At 68.4% G+C, this 18,755-nt stretch carries 16 protein-coding genes and 1 pseudogene; 9 read left to right on the forward strand and 8 right to left on the reverse strand.

The features are described 5' to 3' along the window. The first annotated feature begins 175 nt into the window (after window positions 1–175). The 4 genes from NP4_RS34365 to NP4_RS34380 are packed head-to-tail and all read left to right on the forward strand — an operon-like array spanning window position 176 to window position 4,257. Window positions 176–1,252 (forward strand): ABC transporter substrate-binding protein, encoded by a 1,077-nt coding sequence (locus NP4_RS34365; protein WP_068006790.1) that lies wholly within the window; start codon window positions 176–178, stop codon window positions 1,250–1,252. Beyond that, complete coding sequence (locus NP4_RS34370) at window positions 1,249–2,079, forward strand: ABC transporter ATP-binding protein (RefSeq protein WP_068006793.1); 831 nt, start codon at window positions 1,249–1,251, stop codon at window positions 2,077–2,079. Before NP4_RS34365 ends, NP4_RS34370 begins: the two co-directional genes overlap by 4 nt. Then, window positions 2,072–2,914 (forward strand): ABC transporter permease, encoded by an 843-nt coding sequence (locus NP4_RS34375; protein WP_068006795.1) that lies wholly within the window; start codon window positions 2,072–2,074, stop codon window positions 2,912–2,914. The genes NP4_RS34370 and NP4_RS34375 overlap by 8 nt, the downstream gene beginning before the upstream one ends. Before the next feature lie 11 nt (window positions 2,915–2,925). After that, window positions 2,926–4,257, forward strand: a complete 1,332-nt coding sequence (locus tag NP4_RS34380) for an LLM class flavin-dependent oxidoreductase (RefSeq protein WP_068006798.1) — start codon at window positions 2,926–2,928, stop codon at window positions 4,255–4,257. A gap of 80 nt (window positions 4,258–4,337) precedes the next feature. Here NP4_RS34380 and NP4_RS34385 read toward each other — a convergent pair. Then, a pseudogene (locus NP4_RS34385) lies at window positions 4,338–4,664 on the reverse strand (transglycosylase family protein); the annotation flags it as partial. Between the two features lie 540 nt (window positions 4,665–5,204). On the opposite strand from NP4_RS34385, the gene NP4_RS34390 reads away from it, so the two are divergent. The 3 genes from NP4_RS34390 to NP4_RS34400 are packed head-to-tail and all read left to right on the forward strand — an operon-like array spanning window position 5,205 to window position 7,854. Beyond that, complete coding sequence (locus NP4_RS34390) at window positions 5,205–6,017, forward strand: ABC transporter permease (protein WP_245998412.1); 813 nt, start codon at window positions 5,205–5,207, stop codon at window positions 6,015–6,017. Further along, entirely contained in the window at window positions 6,014–7,063 is a 1,050-nt protein-coding gene (locus NP4_RS34395; RefSeq protein WP_068006801.1) for a taurine ABC transporter substrate-binding protein, read from the forward strand. The genes NP4_RS34390 and NP4_RS34395 overlap by 4 nt, the downstream gene beginning before the upstream one ends. Then, complete coding sequence (locus NP4_RS34400) at window positions 7,060–7,854, forward strand: ABC transporter ATP-binding protein (RefSeq protein WP_068006802.1); 795 nt, start codon at window positions 7,060–7,062, stop codon at window positions 7,852–7,854. Before NP4_RS34395 ends, NP4_RS34400 begins: the two co-directional genes overlap by 4 nt. A 6-nt stretch (window positions 7,855–7,860) precedes the next feature. On the opposite strand, the gene NP4_RS34405 is transcribed toward NP4_RS34400, so the two are convergent. From NP4_RS34405 to NP4_RS34430, 6 genes are all read right to left on the reverse strand, one after another. Next, window positions 7,861–8,910: a YncE family protein gene (locus NP4_RS34405; protein ID WP_068006842.1), complete on the reverse strand. Its 1,050-nt coding sequence runs from the start codon at window positions 8,908–8,910 to the stop codon at window positions 7,861–7,863. An 82-nt stretch (window positions 8,911–8,992) separates the two neighbouring features. After that, window positions 8,993–10,828: a hypothetical protein gene (locus NP4_RS34410; protein WP_068006803.1), complete on the reverse strand. Its 1,836-nt coding sequence runs from the start codon at window positions 10,826–10,828 to the stop codon at window positions 8,993–8,995. Then, entirely contained in the window at window positions 10,825–13,152 is a 2,328-nt protein-coding gene (locus tag NP4_RS34415) for a hypothetical protein (protein WP_068006804.1), read from the reverse strand. The genes NP4_RS34410 and NP4_RS34415 overlap by 4 nt, the downstream gene beginning before the upstream one ends. Then, window positions 13,149–14,525 carry a hypothetical protein gene (locus NP4_RS34420; protein ID WP_068006805.1) on the reverse strand — a complete coding sequence of 459 codons (1,377 nt, stop codon included), beginning with the start codon at window positions 14,523–14,525 and terminating at the stop codon, window positions 13,149–13,151. The genes NP4_RS34415 and NP4_RS34420 overlap by 4 nt, the downstream gene beginning before the upstream one ends. 502 nt (window positions 14,526–15,027) lie before the next feature. After that, window positions 15,028–16,305 carry an SPFH domain-containing protein gene (locus NP4_RS34425; protein WP_068006807.1) on the reverse strand — a complete coding sequence of 426 codons (1,278 nt, stop codon included), beginning with the start codon at window positions 16,303–16,305 and terminating at the stop codon, window positions 15,028–15,030. After that, window positions 16,305–16,736, reverse strand: a complete 432-nt coding sequence (locus NP4_RS34430) for an NfeD family protein (RefSeq protein WP_068006808.1) — start codon at window positions 16,734–16,736, stop codon at window positions 16,305–16,307. The genes NP4_RS34425 and NP4_RS34430 overlap by 1 nt, the downstream gene beginning before the upstream one ends. Before the next feature lie 116 nt (window positions 16,737–16,852). Here NP4_RS34430 and NP4_RS34435 point away from each other — a divergent pair, with 116 nt between their 5' ends. Then, complete coding sequence (locus NP4_RS34435; protein ID WP_373863885.1) at window positions 16,853–17,665, forward strand: DUF3097 domain-containing protein; 813 nt, start codon at window positions 16,853–16,855, stop codon at window positions 17,663–17,665. A gap of 25 nt (window positions 17,666–17,690) precedes the next feature. Beyond that, window positions 17,691–18,500, forward strand: a complete 810-nt coding sequence (locus NP4_RS34440; RefSeq protein ID WP_068006847.1) for an Rv1486c family protein — start codon at window positions 17,691–17,693, stop codon at window positions 18,498–18,500. Here NP4_RS34440 and NP4_RS34445 read toward each other — a convergent pair. Beyond that, window positions 18,497–18,755 (reverse strand): integrase core domain-containing protein (locus tag NP4_RS34445; RefSeq protein ID WP_156524963.1); only part of this gene is annotated, 259 nt, incomplete at its 5' end. The two genes, NP4_RS34440 and NP4_RS34445, sit on opposite strands and share 4 nt — an antisense overlap.

The raw sequence follows: 18,755 nt of genomic DNA on the forward strand, positions 1-18,755 counted from the left end.
CGAGCGGATCTCGGCCCCGACGATGGATTCCATGATCATTCGCCGCAGGTTGACGCGTCGGCGCACGGTCGATCTCATGCGCGTCCCGCACGGCATCTGTCGCGCCTGAGCCGCCGGTCGACGGACCGGCATTCGGCCGTTCCTTTCCGCGTTCTCATCCGAAAGCTCTCCCACCATGTTGTCGTTGCTCCGACGACGGCCGCCGCGTGCCGTGGCCGTCGCCCTCGCCATATCCGTCACCGCCGCCGTCGTGGCCGCCTGCGGCTCCTCCGAGCCGGGCGCCACCGCCGACGGTAGAACCGTGCTGCGCTATCAGGGTGCGACCGGCCAGGTTTCGCCATTCGAACTCGCCGCCGATCTCGGCTACTTCAGCAAGATCCAATTGAAATGGGAGGGCGACACCACCAGCGGTCCGGCCAATATCCAGGCCGCGGCCACCAGGCAGATCGAATTCGGCAGCGCCTTCAACGGCGCGGTCGTCAAGCTCATCGCCGGTGGCGCGCCGGTCACCTCGGTGCTCAGTTCCTATGGCGCCGACGAACAATCGTTCACCGGCTATTACGTGCGTGACGACTCCGGCATCGGCTCGGCGCGCGATCTGATCGGCAAGAAGGTCGGGGTGAACACCCTCGGCGCGCACCACGAATTCGTCACCCGCGAATGGCTGCACCGCCAGGGACTGTCCGATCAGGAGATCAAGCAGGTCCAGCTGGTCGTACTGCCTCCGGCCAATACCGAGGACGCCCTGCGCAAGGGTCAGATCGATGCGGCGGCGCTGAGCAGCGTATTCCGCGATACCGCCGTCGAGCGCGGCGGACTGCATCCGCTCTACACCGACAAGGATCTGTTCGGCCAATTCGATTACGGCACCTATGTTTTCCGCAACGACTACATCAAGCAGCACCGGGCCGCGGTCGCCGATTTCGTACAGGGCACCGCGCGTGCCACCCGCTGGCTGCAGGTCACGCCCCGCGATCGGATCGTCGCCCGTTTCGCCGACATCATCGCCAAGCGCGGCCGTAACGAGAACGCCGATCTGTTGAAGTACTACCGCAGTTCCGGAATTCCCGTGCCCGGCGGCGCGATCGAGGAACGCGAACTGCAGATCTGGATCGACTGGCTGGTCCGCAATGGGGAACTGCCCGCCGGGAAGATCACCGTCAAGGACATCTACACCAACACCGACAATCCGTATTCCAACGGCGCCTATCCGCCCGCCAGCGGTCCGAACGGCGAGGCGGTGGCGAAATGACCGCCCCCGCAAAGCTTTCCCTCAGCGGTGTGCGCAAGGAATTCCGGGTGCGCGGGCAATCGTTCACCGCGCTCGACGACATCACCGTCGATGTGCGCGACGGGGAATTCCTGGTCCTGGTCGGGCCGAGCGGCTCCGGGAAGTCCACGCTGCTGGATCTGCTCGGCGGATTGAGCTCCCCCAGCTCCGGACAGCTGCTACTGGACGGCGCGCCGATCACCGGGCCCGGACTGGACCGCGGCGTGGTGTTCCAGCAGTACGCCCTGCTGCCGTGGCGCACCGCGCGGACAAATATCGAATTCGGCTTGGAAGCCAAGGGAATTCGACGCCGCGAGCGCAGGCGCATCGCGGATGATTATCTCGAACTGGTGGGCCTGGCCGGATTCGGCGACCGCTATCCGCACGAACTGTCCGGCGGTATGAAACAACGGGTCGCCATTGCCCGCAGCCTCGCCTTCGATCCTCAGGTGCTGCTGATGGACGAACCGTTCGCCGCCCTCGACGCCCAGACCCGGGAGTCGTTGCAGGACGAGCTGTTACGCATCTGGCGCACCACCGGTAAGACGATTCTGTTCATCACCCACGGCATCGACGAGGCGGTGTATCTCGGGCAGCGGGTCGCGGTGCTGACCTCGCGGCCGGGCCGGGTCAAGGCGGTGGTGGATATCGATCTCGATCGCGCCGACGCCGAGGACCTGCGCTCGAGCGAGCGGTTTCGCGAACTGCGCCATCACATCTGGTCACTGCTGCACGACGAGGTCGCCCGCGCTCAGGACCTGGAGCAGGCCGCCCTCGCGGGCATCGACAGGAGGTCCGACCATGGCTAGTGCCGTGCACGTCGCCGACGACGGGCTGCGATTCGGAGCCGCCGCGCCCGAACTGCCCACCCGCCTCGCCCGGGCCGCCGCACGGGTGGCGTGGCGAATCCTGAAGCCCAGCTTGGCGATCGGGGTATTCCTCGCGCTGTGGGAGCTGGCCCCGCGGCTGGGGCTGGTCGACGAGGTCTTCCTGCCGCCGTTCTCGACCGTTCTCCATGCCGCGGCGGAGTTGATCCGCAACGGCCAGATGTGGGAGCACGTCTCCACCAGCCTGGCGCGTTCGGTCGCCGGTTTCGCGCTCGCGCTGATCACCGCGGTTCCGGTCGGCGTCGCCATCGCCTGGTACCGGCCCGTGGCCGCTTTCCTGTCCCCCGTCCTCGAATTGTTCCGCAATACCGCGGCTTTGGCGCTGCTGCCGGTGTTCATCCTGATCCTGGGCATCGGCGAGACCTCCAAGATCGCGCTGGTGGTGTATGCCAGCTTCTTCCCGATTCTGCTCAACACCATCACCGGCGTGCGCACGGTCGATCCACTGTTGATCAAATCGGCTGTATCGCTGGGCTTCTCGCCGCTGCGACTGTTCCAGAAGGTGGTGTTGCCCGCGGCGGTGCCCGCGATCTTCACCGGTCTGCGGATGGCCGCCTCGGCATCGATCCTGGTGCTCATCGCCGCCGAGATGGTCGGGGCCCGTGCGGGTCTGGGCTATCTGATCACCGCGGCGCAGCAGAACTTCGCGATCCCGGACATGTACGCCGGAATCGTCGCCATCTCCCTGGTCGGGCTCGCCTTCAACGGCGTCCTCGTCACCATCGAACGCCGCCTCTCGCGCTGGCGCACACAATAAGGAGTCCGTCGATGACCTTCCACCTCAACGCCTTCCTCATGGGCGTCGGCCACCACGAGGCGGCCTGGCGGCACCCGCGCACCGACGAGCGCGGCGTCCTGGACGTCACGCACTTCCAGGAACTGGGTCGCATCGCCGAGCGCGGCAAGCTGGATTCGGTGTTCTTCGCCGACGGCCTCGCGGTCGGCCCGCGCATCAAGCGCAACACTTCGGCGGTATTCGAACCGATCACGCTGCTCACGGCGATCGCCGCGGTCACCGAGCGGATCGGGCTCATCGCCACCGCCTCGACCACCTACAACGAGCCGTTCAATCTGGCCCGCAAATTCGCCTCGCTCGATCACATCAGCGGCGGGCGGGCCGGTTGGAACATCGTCACCTCCGGTAATGAGGAGGAGGCGTTCAACTTCGGCTACGACGCGATTCCCGAACACGCCCGCCGCTACGAGCGGGCCCAGGAGTTCGTCGAGGTGGCGCTCGGGCTGTGGGACACCTGGGAGTCCTCGGCGGTGGTTCTCGACCCCGAGGCGGGCGTGTTCGCCGATCCGGACAAGGTGCACACCCTCGACCACGTCGGTGAGCGATTCCGGGTGCGCGGACCGCTGAACTCGCCGCGCAGCCCGCAGGGACGGCCACTGTTGGTACAGGCCGGATCCTCGGAGAGCGGTAAGGAGTTCGCGGCACGCTACGCCGAGGCGGTGTTCACCGCGCAGCGCACCCTCGAGGAGGGGCAGCGCTTCTATCGCGATCTCAAGGCCCGGCTCGCCGAATACGGGCGCTCGGCCGAGGAGCTGAAGGTGCTGCCCGGTCTGGTGCCGTTCATCGCCGACACCCCCGAGCAGGCCCACGCGCTCGAGCGGGAGTTCACCGATCTGATCTCCCCCGACTACGCGCTGCGTCAGCTCTCGTCGCTACTGGGTGTCGACCTCACCGAACACGCACTCGACGCGCCCCTGCCGCCGCTGCCGCCGGAAAGCGAGATCGAGGGCGGCAAGAGCCGGTTCACCCTGGTCAAGGACCTCGCCGAACAGGAGAATCTGACGGTGCGCCAGCTCATCGCCAAACTCGGTGGCGGGCGCGGTCATCGAACCTTCGCCGGGACACCGGAACAGGTAGCCGATGAATTGCAAATCTGGTTCGAAGCGGGCGCTGCCGATGGATTCAACATCATGCCGCCGTATCTTCCGGGCGGGCTGGAGGATTTCGTCGACCGCGTCGTGCCGATTCTCCAGGAGCGTGGGCTGTTTCGCACCGAATACACCGAGGGCACATTGCGGGGACATTACGGCCTGGCACCGGTGGAAAGTCGCTTCGCCGCCTCGAATACCGCATTGAGCGCGTGAATCGGCCCGCCGCCGAATGATAATGGTCCGCCCTCGGAAACGAGGGCGGACCATTCGTTTGCGGGTCTCGCGAACCCTTACAGGTAGGCGCCGCAGACCGGCCAGGCGCCGGCTCCCTGGGAGGCGAGGACGTTCTCCGCGACGCGAATCTGCTCGCCGCGGCTGGCGCCGGACGGGCTGCCCGAGCCGCCGTTCGAGCTCCAGGTGCTCTGGGTGAACTGCAGACCGCCGTAGAAACCGTTGCCGGTGTCGGCGGCCCAGTTGCCGCTGGACTCGCATTCGGCCACGGCGTCCCAGTTGTGGCCGGCGGCCGAGGCGGTGGCCGACAGGCCCAGCGGGGCGAGCACGAGAGCGCCTGCGACGGCGGCGAATCCGAATGCGCGGGTGAACTTCCGGTTCCGAGACATAGGTGGTTTTTCTCCCTGCGCCCACACGGCCCGGCGGCAATGCGTTGCCGGGTCCCTGTCCCCAGGAATGTCGGGGTCCTACTCGGATCGTGAGACAGGGTTGCCGGTGTTCTGCGATCCGAGTCGGGGCCTGCGTATGCGGGCCGGAGACGACGGTAACCAGAAAATCGCTATAGATCACGTAGCGATAACGCAAGCACGATCTCGACCGATGAATGAGACTTGCACTGTTTGGGCTGATGGGACGGTAAGAAACGCGGACTACATATCTGTAGTTACCCGTTCGTTATGTGCCCTATATCACCCGGTTATAGTGATTCCGCTCGCACCGAACCGGGTACGGCCGGTCGAGCGTTGGAATCACGCTGAGCGTGGCTCTGGCCGAACCGGCCGCCGACCGGCCAGGATCTCCCCGGATGGTCGCGGGCTCGTACCCGATCGACCGGTCGGATCGGGTGCGAGATGAGGTGGCGACGGGTGTCGGAGATCGGCCTGCGGGTGTCGGGGAGATGGGCCGCGGGAGTGTCGGTCCCGCGCGCGATATTCGCCCCGCGGCTGCGCCGGATCGGGGTGCGGACGCTGTCGGTGCTGGCGCTGCTGGGCCTGTGGTGGGCCGTCACCGCGGCGCGGTTGATCGATCCGCAGTTCCTGCCCGGCCCGAGTGCGGTCTGGCACGCGTTCGTCCGCGCGAACAGCTGGCATCCGCCCGCGCCGGGCGTACCGCGCGAGGTGCGCGGCGAGCAGAACTACTTCCTGTGGGAGCACCTGGTCGCGAGCCTGCAGCGGATCGGCGCGGGGGCTGGTGCGGCGATCGTGGTCGGTCCGATCGTGGGTTTCGTGCTGGGCACGTCTCGGATCGTGGCGGCCGTGGTCGAGCCGTATCTGAACTTCCTGCGCGCGCTGCCGCCGCTGGGATATATAGGACTGCTCATCGTGTGGTTCGGCATCGGCGACACCGCCAAGATCTGGCTGCTGTTCCTGGCCGCGTTCCCGCCCGTGGTCGTCGCGACCATGGCCGGGGTGCACGGGGTGTCGCTCGATCGGATCAATGCCGCCCGATCGCTCGGCGCGAGCCGCGTGCAGGTCGTCACCCGCGTACTGCTGCCCGCGACGCTGCCGGAGGTGATCGGCGGCATCCGGGTCGCGATCGGGTTCGCGTGGACGACCGTGGTCGCGGCCGAACTCAACAACGGCATTCCCGGTATCGGCGGGCTCGCCTATCTGTCGGGCCAGCGCCTGGATACCGCGCTCACGCTGGCCTGCATCATCGTCATCGGTCTCACCGCGCTCGCATTGGACGCGGCCATCAAGGGGATCGGCGCGATCGCCGTCCCGTGGAAAGGTAGGGCATGAGAACCACGCTCGTCGCCGCCGCGCTCGTCGGTGCGCTCATTTTGGCGCTGACCGGATGTGTGGAATCCGGACGCACCGAGACGGGAGGGGCCGCGGTCGCGTGCCCGGTGCCGGTCGACGACGGCTTCACCGGCAGCGTGCGCATCGGATATCAGGACATTCCCAATGGCGATCTCATCGTCAAGGACACCGATCTACTGCGCACCTGCCTGCCCAACGGCACGTTCACCTGGTCGAAATTCGCCTCCGGGGCCGATGTCATCCAGGGCTTCGGCGCGAATTCCCTCGACATCGGACTGCTCGGCAGCGCCGCGCTGTCGCGGGCGCTGTCCGCGCCGCTGCGAGAGAACCTGCGCGCCATCTGGATTCACGATGTGATCGGCACGGCCGAATCGCTGGTCGCCAAGGATCCCGCGATCACCTCGGTGGCCGGGCTGCGGGGCAAGCGCATCGCGGTGCCGTTCGCGAGCACCTCGCACTACAGCCTGCTCGCGGCGCTCTCGGCGGCCGGAATCGACCGCGATGTGCGGCTGGTCAATCTCGCGCCCGACGCGATTCTCGGTGCGTGGAAGGGCAATCAGATCGATGCGGCCTTCGTCTGGGAGCCCACGCTGGCGAAACTGCTGAGCGACGGTCATACGATCACCTCGGCCGCCGAGACCGCCCGCGCGGGCAAACCCACCTACGATCTGGCCGCCGCGCGCACCGAATTCGTCTCCGCCAATGCGAAATTCCTCCAGGTGTGGACCGCCGCGCAGAACTGGGCGGTGGGTCAGCTCAACGGCGATCCGGCCGAGGCGGCCACCCATATCGCGGCCCAACTCGGCATTCCGGTCGACGAGGCGCGCAAACAGCTCACCGAGTACTCCTATCTCGATGCCACCACCCAATCGGGCCCGGCGTATCTGGGCGGGCAGCTGGGTGAGGATCTGCGTGGCGCGGCCGAATTCCTGCTCGGTCAGGGCGAAGTGGGCGGCCTGGCCGCGCCCGAGGCCTACACCGGGGCGAGTTATGCCGAGGCCGCGGCGCGGGTGGGCGGCAAATGACCGCGACCCTCGCCGGTGACCGCGTGGTGTTGAACGGGGTATCGAAGACCTACGACACCGCGACCGGCCGCACGGTCGCGCTGGCCCCGACCGATCTGAACATCGAGCCCGGCGAATTCGTCGGTGTCGTCGGGCCGTCCGGCTGCGGTAAGTCCACGCTGCTCAATCTGCTCGCCGGATTCCTCGCGCCGACCGACGGCAGCCTGCTGCTCGGACCGGACCCGATCAGCGGCCCCGCGCCCGAGCGCGGCGTGGTGTTCCAGTCGCCGACGCTGTATCCCTGGCTGTCGGTGCGTGGCAATGTCGAATTCGGGCCCAAATGCCGTGGGGTGCGGCGCAAAACGCGCCACGCCGAGGCGCTGCGGCTGCTGGAATTGGTCGGCCTGGCCGATGTCGCCGACAAGCGCCCCTACGAACTGTCCGGCGGTATGCAGCAGCGCGCCCAGATCGCCCGGGTACTGGCCAACGACCCGGGCATCATCCTCATGGACGAGCCCTACTGCGCGCTGGACCAGCTCACCCGGGAGCGACTGCAGGTGGAGCTGCTGCGTCTGTGGCGTCGGGGCGGGAAAACCATTGTCTTCGTGACCCATTCGGTCGCCGAGGCGGTTTTCCTGTCCACCCGGGTGCTGGTGATGAGCGCCCGTCCCGGCCGCGTCATCGTCGATCGGCGCATCGAACTGCCCGGCGATTGCGCGGACGGGGTGCGCGATCTCACGGTCACCGCGACTCCCGAATTCCAGGCTCTCAAATCCGAACTCGCACAGGCCATTTACGACGCGCACGGGTGAGGCGGTTCAGTCCGTGGGCGGGATGAAGGCCACTCCGTGTGCGCCCTGATTGGGCAGCGTACGCTCGGGCGGAAGCTTCTCGCCGAGGTCGATCTCCAGGGTGCGGGTCACCCGTGGGTCGCGCAGATCAACTACGCAGACCGTGCCCGACTGTAGATTCGACACGTAGGCCGTGGCGGCGTCGGGCGCGGAGATGATGTTGATCGGGCAGCGGCCGACCTCGGTTTCGGCGATCCGCGTGTAACCGCGGGCGTCGAAGATCGTCAGCACACCGGCGGAGGCGAAGTCGGTGGGGTCGGTGCCGCGGATCCACTGGCCTACCAGGAGTTTCTCATCCGCGGTCACGTGTACGGCGACCGGGGTGTGGGCAACGGCGATGGTGTGCAGCGGCTCGGCCGAGGCAGTGTCGAAGACCTCGACGGTATCGGGCACCTCGGGGTCGGGCGGTATGGAGATGGCCGGGGTGGCGACGAAAAGCCGTGCGCCATCGGAGGACAGGGCCAGACCCTCGCTGCCGGTCACGGGGATCCGGGCCAGGGGCGCGACGCCGGTGAGGTCGATCTTCGAGACGAATGGCGTCTGCTTGTTGGTGGTGAAGGCGGTGTGGTGGTCGGGGGTGAGGATCATCGAATGCGGGGCCGCGGCCTCGGCGGAATGCCGCGCGAGTGTGTGTCCGGTGGCCGGATCCACCGCGATCAGCGCGCCCGGCCCGGCGGGACCCTCCTCCACGCTCACATACAGGAGCCCGTCTGCGCCGATAGCCATTCCGTGCGGGCCGTGTTCGGGGGCGATGTCGATGATTTCGACGATCTTGTGGGTGTCCACATCGATGACGGTGATCTCGTGGGCCTTGGCACTGTGCGCGAGATAGAAGCCGTCGCGATAGGTGTGGGCAAGGTAGACCACGCGGCGGGCCGGATCGAAGCACAGTTCGTGGCCCTCGGGCAGGACGTCGAGGATATCGCCGCGCAGTCCCGTGTCGAGGTCGAAAAAGCTGACGGTACACCCGCTTTGGCTGACGACCGCGAGTTGGTTTCCGGTTGTCGATTGGCTCATGACATTCATACTCACGGCCCGATGGATGATCGGCAATGTCAACATCGGCCATCATATTTTGCGTTCAACGCAATGCGGTGCGTCAGGTGTGCGCCTCGGCCGGTTCCGGAAGCGGCCAGTGATCGATCACCGTCGGCAATTCCTCACTCAGGAACTCGGCCGCCCGATCGCGATAACGCGTTGCGAGACACTCGATATCGCGATGATCCAACACGTGCCGTCGCAATCGTTCGCATTCGGCCAGCCATCCACTCGCCTGCCGCACAACCTCCTCGGTCGTGGGACTACCCGGCAGCACCAGACCCCCGTACTCGGGCGCGATCACCATCGCCGACCCGAGATGCTGCAAACATCGCGCCACTCCCAGCCGATGATCCAACTCCCGATACCGCCCCAACCCCCGCTGCCAACTCCGCAGCGCCCGCCGCCGCTGCCCCCGAGCCCACCACAGCACCCCCAGCGTCTCCACCGCATGCGCCACCCCCGCCGGATCCCGCCCCGCCTCCGCCGCCACCCGGGCCGCATCCAGCCGATCCCGCGCCGCGTCCAACCGCCCCTCCCGCAACAACACCACGCCCAAATCGATCAGCGCCCCCACCTCCCCCGCAATATCCTTGCGCGGCAACCGCTCCCAGGCCCGCTCCAACAACTGAACCGCCTCCACCACGGCCTGCGCCCGCGCGGGGGTCTGTGGCTCCACCGCGACAGCAGGACTCGTGGCTCCGGTCTCCTGTGCGGTCGATGTGTCCACGCTCGCTGTCTCGGCCGCGGCCGACTCCAGCAGTGCCAGGGCGCGATGGCTGTCGGCTCGGGCCGATAGGGCCGCCTTGTACGGGTGTAGCCAGGAGATTCGGGAGGTTCGGGTGGGGTTGCCGGTGCGGATTCGGGCCAGCTCGTATTCGAGAGGGTAGCGGGAGCGTGGGGTGAGGGTGGAAATGGCCTGGAGGACTTCGTGGTTCGCGGATTCGGAGCCATCGCGGACCGACCATAGGTCCAGGGCGTCGACTATGCGGGTCAATTCCGGGATCGCGGCGTCGAGTACCGGGCGGGGCGCGGGTCCGGGTGGGGATTGCGGCCCGAAGGCGTTGGCGTGGGCGGCGGTTCGGCGGACCAGTTCGCGCAAGTGGTCCTGTTCCTGCTCGAACCAGCGGCGAGCGCCAGGGGCCAAACGGGCGTAGTCGAGAGCGGCGGCCCAGCGCGTGGCACGGTCGGCGTGGTGACGCAGCAGACTGGGCAGGGCAGTCTCCCACTCCAGACCGGCCAGCACCTCTGCACGAGACGGACTGTCCGGCACGGCCGTTCGCACCAGCCGATCATGCTCGCCGTGAACCAGCGCGCGGTGCGCGACCAAATCCGCGATCACCGCGGTGGCCGAGCGATCGTCCTCAACCGCCCGAGCCGCGGGCACCCGCCGCCACACCACCAGCATCGCCGAGACCATATCGTAAAGCGCCGCGGCCTCGTACCGATCGAACGGCAACTCCCGCAACACCGCGGCGACGATATTACCGTTCAGCGCGGGATCCCTTCTCGCCGTGCCGCTCTCGGAGGCACAACCCCCGGCCAAGTCCGGGCTGGGGCGTACCGCAGGGCCCGGCGGCACCAGATCCGCGGTCAGGCGCAGTTCTCGTTCGCGCCGCATTCGCTCGCGTACGGTGGCGAGTCTGCGCCACAGTACGTATCCCGCGGCCAGCACCACCACCAGTACCGCGATTCGGCTCAACCAGTACGACACCGAATTCAGTACCCGGCTCTCGCCTACCCAGCTCTCCAGCAGCTTGCTGATGACCTCGAGCAGTAGCGAGGTCGCGATTACCGAGGCGCTGCTCAGAAAGCCTTGCCACACCGACGATTTCGCGACGACATTCAGTGACGAGCCGGGATCCGCCCCGCCGTTCGCGGGTTGGACGTGGGTCATCGCAGCACGCCTCCGGTCAGGCCGGGCACCAGGAACCGTCGCCAAGTGGCCAGCAGCAGCACGGTCGGCGGCACCGCCGACAGCAGCGCCCCCGCCGCCAGATGCGCGACATTCTCGTGGAACTGCCGCGCCTCACTCCACAACAGCAGCGACCACGGACTGGCATCCGCGCCGGAAACCAGCTGCCCGACGAAGAAGTCGTTCCATACCTGCACCAGCTGCAGCACCGCCACCGCCACCAGCGCCGGACCCGCCGACGCCCATACCCGCCGCAGTACCAGCGAGGTGTCGAGCACTCCGCGCCCAGGCCCGGCCGAGGGCGTATCGGGCGGGGCCAGCAGCGCCCCGCGCAGAATCAGGATCGCGATCGGCAACCCCAGCGCGGCATGGGTGAGAATCAGCGGGAAAGACGTTCCCGCGAGGCTGTTCTCGTCGACGAACGCTCGAATCCGGCCCACATACATCTGCGCGGGCATGACCGCGAGCACCACCAGCACCATGACGATCACGCGCGAGCGCCACCCCTGCGGGTCCAGCGTGGCGGCGTAATAGGCGGGCGGCAGCGCGGCCGTGACCGTCATCAGCGTCGAAAATCCCGCCACCCAACCGGTTTGGACCAGCGCGTGCCACAGCTCGGCGTCCTGCCATACCGATTGCGGCCCGGTGAACGCCGCGCCGTCGGGCCCGAGCCAACTCACCGCGGCCAGGACGATCAGCGGCGCGAGCATGAGCAGCGACACCGTGCCCACCCGTAACCACAATCCGCCCGCGCGCCCGGCGAGCGCGACCGGGGCCAGCGCCCGCGCCACGATCCAGCGCGCGAATCCGCCGACCCGCCGCGCGACCGCGGCGCTCACAACTCGTCCGAGCCACCGCTGCGTCGCGGCCCCGACCCGTTCGGCACGATCCAGGCCCACCCGCCGACTGGCCCATCCCGACCGATGCAACTGCCAGCGCACCGGAATCGGCTGTGGATCCGGCCGCGGCCAACCGCTGCGATGCCACGGCGTCCCGGACTGCAGCAGCCACGCCCCCAACCCGACCACGACCGCCAGCGGCAACGAATACGCCTCGGCCGCAACCTGCCCCACGCCGCGGTCGGTGGTCAGCTGCCACCAGTGCACGGTCGCGCTGTCGAGTACGTACTGCTGTGGTCCGGGCACCGCGATCAGGATGACGTCGAACACCCGGGCCGCGGCCACCGCCACCACCAGCCCGAGGGTCAGCACGATCGGATTCAGCAGCCGCGTCAGCCGCAGCCACATCCGGGCCCCGGTGCATTCGTGCAGATACGCGCTGCGCACCGGATCGGCCTCGATGCCGTCGACCGCGGCCCGCAGCAGCACGAACAGCGCGCCGAACCAGGTCCACACGAAGGCCGCGCCCAGCATCAGCGCGTACAGCACGAGCTGACCGCGCACTCCCCCGGCCGCGTCCACCGGCGGTTCGAAGATCAGCCGGAAGGCCAGTCCCGCCACGAAGGCCGAGATCCCGAACGGCAGCACCAGCGGCCACCACGGCCACCAGCGTCGCCGCCCCACCCCCCGCGCGGCCCAGATCGCCACGGGCAGTACCACTCCCAGTGCTATCACCACCCAGCCGACGGTGACGGCATAGGCCTGCCGCCCGGCATCGTCGAGCGCCACGGCGACCACCCCGATCCCCGCCACCGCCGCCCCCATCGCGGGCACCGCGGCCAGCGGCAGCTCCGACCGACTCGGCGAGATCTGCCGCCACGCCCACGCGAGAACGACCGCGCCGCACAGCAATACCGCGCCCGACACCATCGCCTTGGGCCGTTGGCGCGCCGCGAACAGCAACTCCACCGGCGCCACCAGCAGCACCGCCGACACGGGCAGCAGCCAGCGCCCGCCCATCACCCAGGCCCACCGCGCGCTCACCCCCGCCGCGACCACCAGCACACCCGCGGCCGTCCAGGCCACCGCCGGGGACCAGCTGCCGGGCGCGGGCGGGCGGACCAGCAGCGCCGCCGTCGCCGCGAGCAGCAACAGTGTCACCGACAACCCGCGCGTCCGGCGCGTCATCGTCCACGCCGCGCGCCGCAATCGGTCGATCACCCCGCCCGCGACCACCACGATCACACACGACAGCAGAATGACCGCGCCCGTTCGGGTTTCGGCCGCGGTGACGATCGTGGCGGTGGCGGGCGCCACGAGCATCAGCGTGAGCAGCACGGCCGCGGGCACCTGCAACGCCGCGGCGATCAATCGGCCCAGATACCAGCCGCGCACCAGCGGCCCGGCCGGGCGACGCGGGGCCAGTTCGAGGATCAGGCCGTCGGCCTCGGTGTGCCAGGAGCTCATGGCGCGCTCCGATCCAGTGCCGCCAGCGCCAGATCCACCGCCTCGTCGAGCCGTCCGCGGCGGCGGTAGCCCACATCGACGAGGAAATCGGTGAGTACGCGCCACAGGCCGTTGCGGCGTCCGATGGGTCCGATCAGATCGGCGAAATCGAAGATGTCCCAGCTGTTCAGCCGGGTGTCGACGGCCCGGAAGATGCCCTCGTAGGAGGCGGGGCGCGGTGTCTCGTCACTGGGCGCGACGAATCCGCCGTAGCGGGTCAGCCACGGCAGCGGGGCGGTCGGCGCGGCGAGGGCGGCGACGAGTTGTTCGGCTCGATCGCTCGCCGCGGCGGTCACCACCATCACATCGCCGCCGCCGATATTGGGTACGCGATAGCCGCGATCGACGGCCGGAAAGGGCATGACGCCCACCGACACATCCGACCGGCCGTCCGCGCGCAGGCAGCGGCGCACGATCGGTTCGGCGAAATCGGGCGCGACGACCATCATCGCGTTGCGGTGCTGGAACACATCGCGCACGGCATCGGGAAATTGGCGACGCAGCGGCGCGGCCACGCCGCCGTGGAATGCGGCGGGCTCGCCCCACAGGCCGCCCAGCACAAGCAGCGACGCGCGGACGCCGGGGCGACGCCAGTCGCGGCGCGGGCGCGGCGGCGCTGTGCCGGAATCGTTTTCGGGTGGCCGCGCCAGATCCTCGTAATCGCCCGGGCTGGTCGAGCGCAGCACATTGGCGAACATATCGGCCAGCATCCAGCCGTCCGCACCGCCCAATGCGAGCAGGCCGCGTTCGGAGGTCGCGAATTCGCGCATCTTCGTGGGCCATTCGGCCAGGGTCCAGCCGCGCGGCGGGTCGGTCGCGGGATCGACGCGGGTGAGGTCGGCATCGCGCAGGAAGGCCGTGCGGTCGTACCAGACCAGTGACTTGTTGGCGGATTTGAACGGCACCCCGAACTGGCTGACCGCGTCGAAGCCGCGGTGCCGCAGCAGATCCCACCACGGTGCCGGATAGCGCGGGCGGCCTTGGTTCTGCCACAGCGAATCACCCACCGCGCGCAGTTTGGTACCCGCCAATTCCTGTACCCGGCCCGCATCGGGCAGCATCACGATATCGGGCGCCTCACGGCCACCGGCGTTGAGCGCGATATCGATATCATCGCCCAGCGGCACCACCTCGACCGGATGCGGATAGCCCGGTACGCCGTCGGCGGTCGTACGAATTCCGGCCAGCACCGCCTGAAAGGCCGCGAGTTCCGAACCACTCCACGGCACAGCGACACGCAGCGCGTCCGAACCACCGCGCCCCGGATCGCTGGCACAAGCGGCGGCCACCGGCAGGACCAGCCCCGCCCGCAACACCACCCGTCGCGTCGCCATCGTCCCCCGTCGCCGCAGTCATCAGTTCCGCCTCTCGAGCATGCCGCACCGCCGAGACCGCCACGCCGAAAACGCCCCTCCCCCATGCCGAAAACGACGCTCCGCCACCGCCCCGGATACCCCGACGCCTCCCCGGATCGACCCTCCACATCGCTACCGAAACATAACCCCGAAGCCGAAACGGCCGGTCACTACCGTCCTGGATACACCGGCGGCTGCCACGGGCAGCCCTCGACATCGTTACCGAAAACGCCAGTTCCAGGCCGGAAACCCCAACCCGCTACGGCCCGGGATACTCCGACGACTGCCAGGAGCACCCCTCGATATCGCTAGCGAAACACCACTCCCCAGGCCGAAAACGGTCGCCCGCTACCGACCCGGCAGGCCGACGACTGCCGCGGGCGGACCTGGATATCGCTCCCGAAAACGACACCTCCCGATGCCGGAAACGGCAGTTCACTACACAAGAGACGCCACTCGCCGTGCAAGAGACGGCCGTTCACTACCGTCCCGGGTACTCCGGTGGCTGCCACGGGCGGCCCTCGACGTCGTTACTGCGCTGCGGCTGCTGCTGTGGTTGTTGCTGTGGTTGGTAGGGCTGAGGCGGTTGGTACTGGGGTGGTTGAGCCTGGCCGATTCCGGGCTGTTGGCCCAGGTTTCGCTGTAGTGGGGCTGCCAGGGGCGATTCGACCGGGGTCGCCGCTGCGGCCTCGGCGGCGCGGACCGCTCGTTCGGCGGCCGGATCGGTTTTGACGTCGAACCAGTCGGCGACCTCGTCGGAATCATCCTCGGGGCGCGAGCCGGTCTCGCCGTCGGTGCTGGCCTCGTAGCGGAAGACGCCGTCCTCGCCGCGCTCGCCGAACTGCTTGGCGAAACCCTCGAGGGCCTTGCCGAAATCGCTGGGCACCACCCATACCTTGTTCGCGTCACCCTTGGCGACCTGCGGCAGGGTCTGCATGTACTGGTAGGCAAGCAGTTCGGGGGTGGGCTTACCGGATTTGATTGCGGCGAAGACCTTTTCGATAGCCTTGGCCTGGCCTTGAGCCTGCAGATAGGAGGCGGCGCGTTCACCCTGGGCGCGCAGGATCCGGCTCTGCCGTTCACCTTCCGCGGACAGGATGGCCGACTGCTTGGAACCCTCGGCCGCCAGGATCTGCGCCTGCTTGGCGCCCTCGGCGGTCTTGATCTGCGCCTCCCGATTACCCTCGGCGGTGAGGATTATCGCGCGCTTCTCGCGGTCGGCCTTCATCTGCTTTTCCATCGACTCCTGAATCGACGGCGGCGGATCGATGGCCTTGAGCTCCACTCGCGATACGCGCAGACCCCATCGGCCGGTGGCCTCGTCCAGCACGCCGCGCAGCTGCGAGTTGATCTGGTCGCGGGAGGTCAGGGTCTCCTCGAGCGTCATACCGCCGACCACATTGCGCAGTGTGGTGATGGTCAGCTGCTCGACCGCGGCGATGTAGTTGCTGATCTCGTAGACCGCGGCCTGCGGGCTGGTGACCTGGAAGTACACCACCGAGTCGATCTGAACCGTCAGATTGTCCTGGGTGATCACCGGCTGCGGCGGGAAGGAGACCACGCGCTCGCGCAGATCGACCCGGGCGCGCACCCGATCGGCGAACGGCACCAGCAGCGTCAGCTGACCGGATACCGTGCGCGAGTAACGACCCAGCCGCTCGATGACCGCGGCCTCGGCCTGCGGCACCAGCGCGATCGAACGGAATATGACCACCACTATCAACAGCACGAGGACAATGGCGACGATCAGTACAGCCATCAGGGCCCCTTCCACACGACGGCGTGCGCGCCGTCGATCTTCATGACGTAGACGGTCTCACCCGCCGGGTACACCTCCGACGGATCCAACGGACGGGCACTCCACACCTCGCCGCCGATCTTCACCTGGCCGCGATCCCCGTCGACCGTTTCGAGCACCTTCGCGGTCTTACCGGGCAGCGCGTGCACATTGGTGGGTGTAGGCGGTGGAACGGCGAAGCGGCGCAACAACATCGGTCGCACCAGGAACAACAGGCCGATCGCGGTCACGCCGAATACGATGGCGTCGATCAGGATCGAGGTACCCGCCACTCCGGCGACGCCCGCCGTGAGCAGCGCTGCTCCACCCAGCATGAGCAGCGTGAAGTCCCCGGTGAGCATCTCGGCGGCCGCGAGCAGCAGGCCCGCGACCAGCCACACGATTGCGGCCACGCATTCACCGTACCCGCTTCGCCCGATTTCGGGGCGGGTGTCGCTGCCGTGTTGCGCGTGGCGATGTCCGTGTCGCGCCCGGCGGGAAGCACACGAGCCCAGGTATTTTCGTGCGGGTGGAGTACGGGAACATCTTTTCGGGTCATTCCAGGACGAAAAAGCGTGCGGCGCCACAGGTCGAGGCCACCCGCGATCTGGTGGCCGAAGACGCGGCGACCGGGTTCTGCGGCGCCGTGGTCGGATTCGAGCGCAGCTACGACGGCGAATTCGTGAAACTCGAGGACCGGCACGGCGCCGTGCGGCTGTTCGCCTTGCGCGAGGCGGCGTTTCTGATCGACGGCAAGCCCGTGACGCTGATCCGCCCGAAGGTTGCCGCCCCGGCCCAACCGGTCCGATCGGCCTCCGGATCCACCCGGGTCGAGGGCCTGCGCGCGCGGGTGGCGCGGGCGAGCCGGATCTGGGTGGAGGGTGTGCACGACGCGGCGCTCGTGGAACGGGTGTGGGGTCACGATCTGCGGGTGGAGGGCGTGGTCGTGGAACATTTGGAGGGACTGGACAATCTGGGCGCGCGGCTCACCGAATTCGAGCCCGGACCCGAGCGCCGGGTGGGCGTACTTGTCGATCATCTCGTCGAGGGGTCCAAGGAGACCTCGCTCACCACCGGACTGGGCCCGCACGTTCTGGTCACCGGCCATCCCTATATCGATGTGTGGCAGGCCGTGCGCCCCGCCGCGGTGGGCATCGCGGCCTGGCCGACCGTGCCGCGCGGTGAGGACTGGAAGTCCGGGGTGTGCGATCGCCTGGGCTGGGGCACGCCGCAGGACGGCTGGCGGCGGGTCTACAACGCCGTGGAATCCTTCCGGGATCTGGAGTCACCGTTGATCGGCGCGGTGGAGCGACTCATCGACTTCGTCACCGAGCCGCGGTAGCGACGGCGCAGTTATGCTCGAAAACATGTGTTCCCCCAGTGCGACGCTGACGGTGTGGGCCGGCTCCTGGCTGGCCGGCGGCAGCGCGCCCGACGACGTGCTGGACGCGCTGCGGGCCTGGGCGACGCGCCAGAGCGTCGCGGCCGGCGACCCGGTCACCGGCGGACACACCGGACTGCCCTGGCCCGCGGCCGAACCGCTGGACGGTGGCTCGGGAATCATGGTGCTGCTCAAGGTGATCCGCGAGGGCATGGCCGAACCGCGGGCCCAGTTGCGCCTGGTCCTACCCGTGCCCGGCGATGCCCGAGGGCTACCGCCGGGCACCGAATTCGCCACGGCCGCAATGGATGCCGAGGAGGGCATCCTGATCGGAAGCCCAGGTGACGAGGGCGTCGGGCTGGTGCCGCAGTGGGTCGACGAGGAGACCCTGCAGTGGACCGTCTACCACACCCCAATCCCCGCGCCGGTACCCGATGTGGCGCTCGGCGAGGCGGAATATGCCATGCGCCAGGCGGTCCGTGACGCCGCCGACGCGCTCATGCGCCTGCAGACCACCGGAATCGGCACCGGCGACGACGATCCGCGCGAACTGATCGAGGCCGAACTGGCCGACTACTCCCGGCACATCTATCCCGATTCCGCCCCGCTGCGCGCCCGCCGCATCCTCGATTCGGCCGATCACGTCGCGGCCATCCTCACCGTCGCTCAACAGGCGCCCGCCTCCTCACCCGCCTCGGCGAGCGCGCTCCAGGCTCAGGAGACCCTGCTGCGCCCGCTGTGGGATGCGATCCGCACCGCCCGGCTGGCCGCCGTGCACGCCGCCTCGGCCCACTAGATGTACTGACCTGAGAGGTTGGTGATCCGGCTGGCTGGTGGCTGTCCGCCGAGTGCGGTGTGGCCGCGGTGGTGATTGTAGGTGTGTAGCCAGCTGGTGAAGGTAGTGCAGCGTTCGGCGTCACTGCGGTATAGCCGGGCGTAGGCCCACTCCTCGGCGAGGGTGCGGTGGAAGCGCTCGACCTTGCCGTTGGTTTGTGGCCGATAGGGTCGGGTTCGCTTGTGTACCACCGGCCCCAGCGCGGCGGCGAAGGCG

It is taken from the genome of Nocardia pseudobrasiliensis NBRC 108224, from assembly GCF_001613105.1.
Taxonomy (GTDB): Bacteria; Actinomycetota; Actinomycetes; order Mycobacteriales; family Mycobacteriaceae; genus Nocardia; species Nocardia pseudobrasiliensis.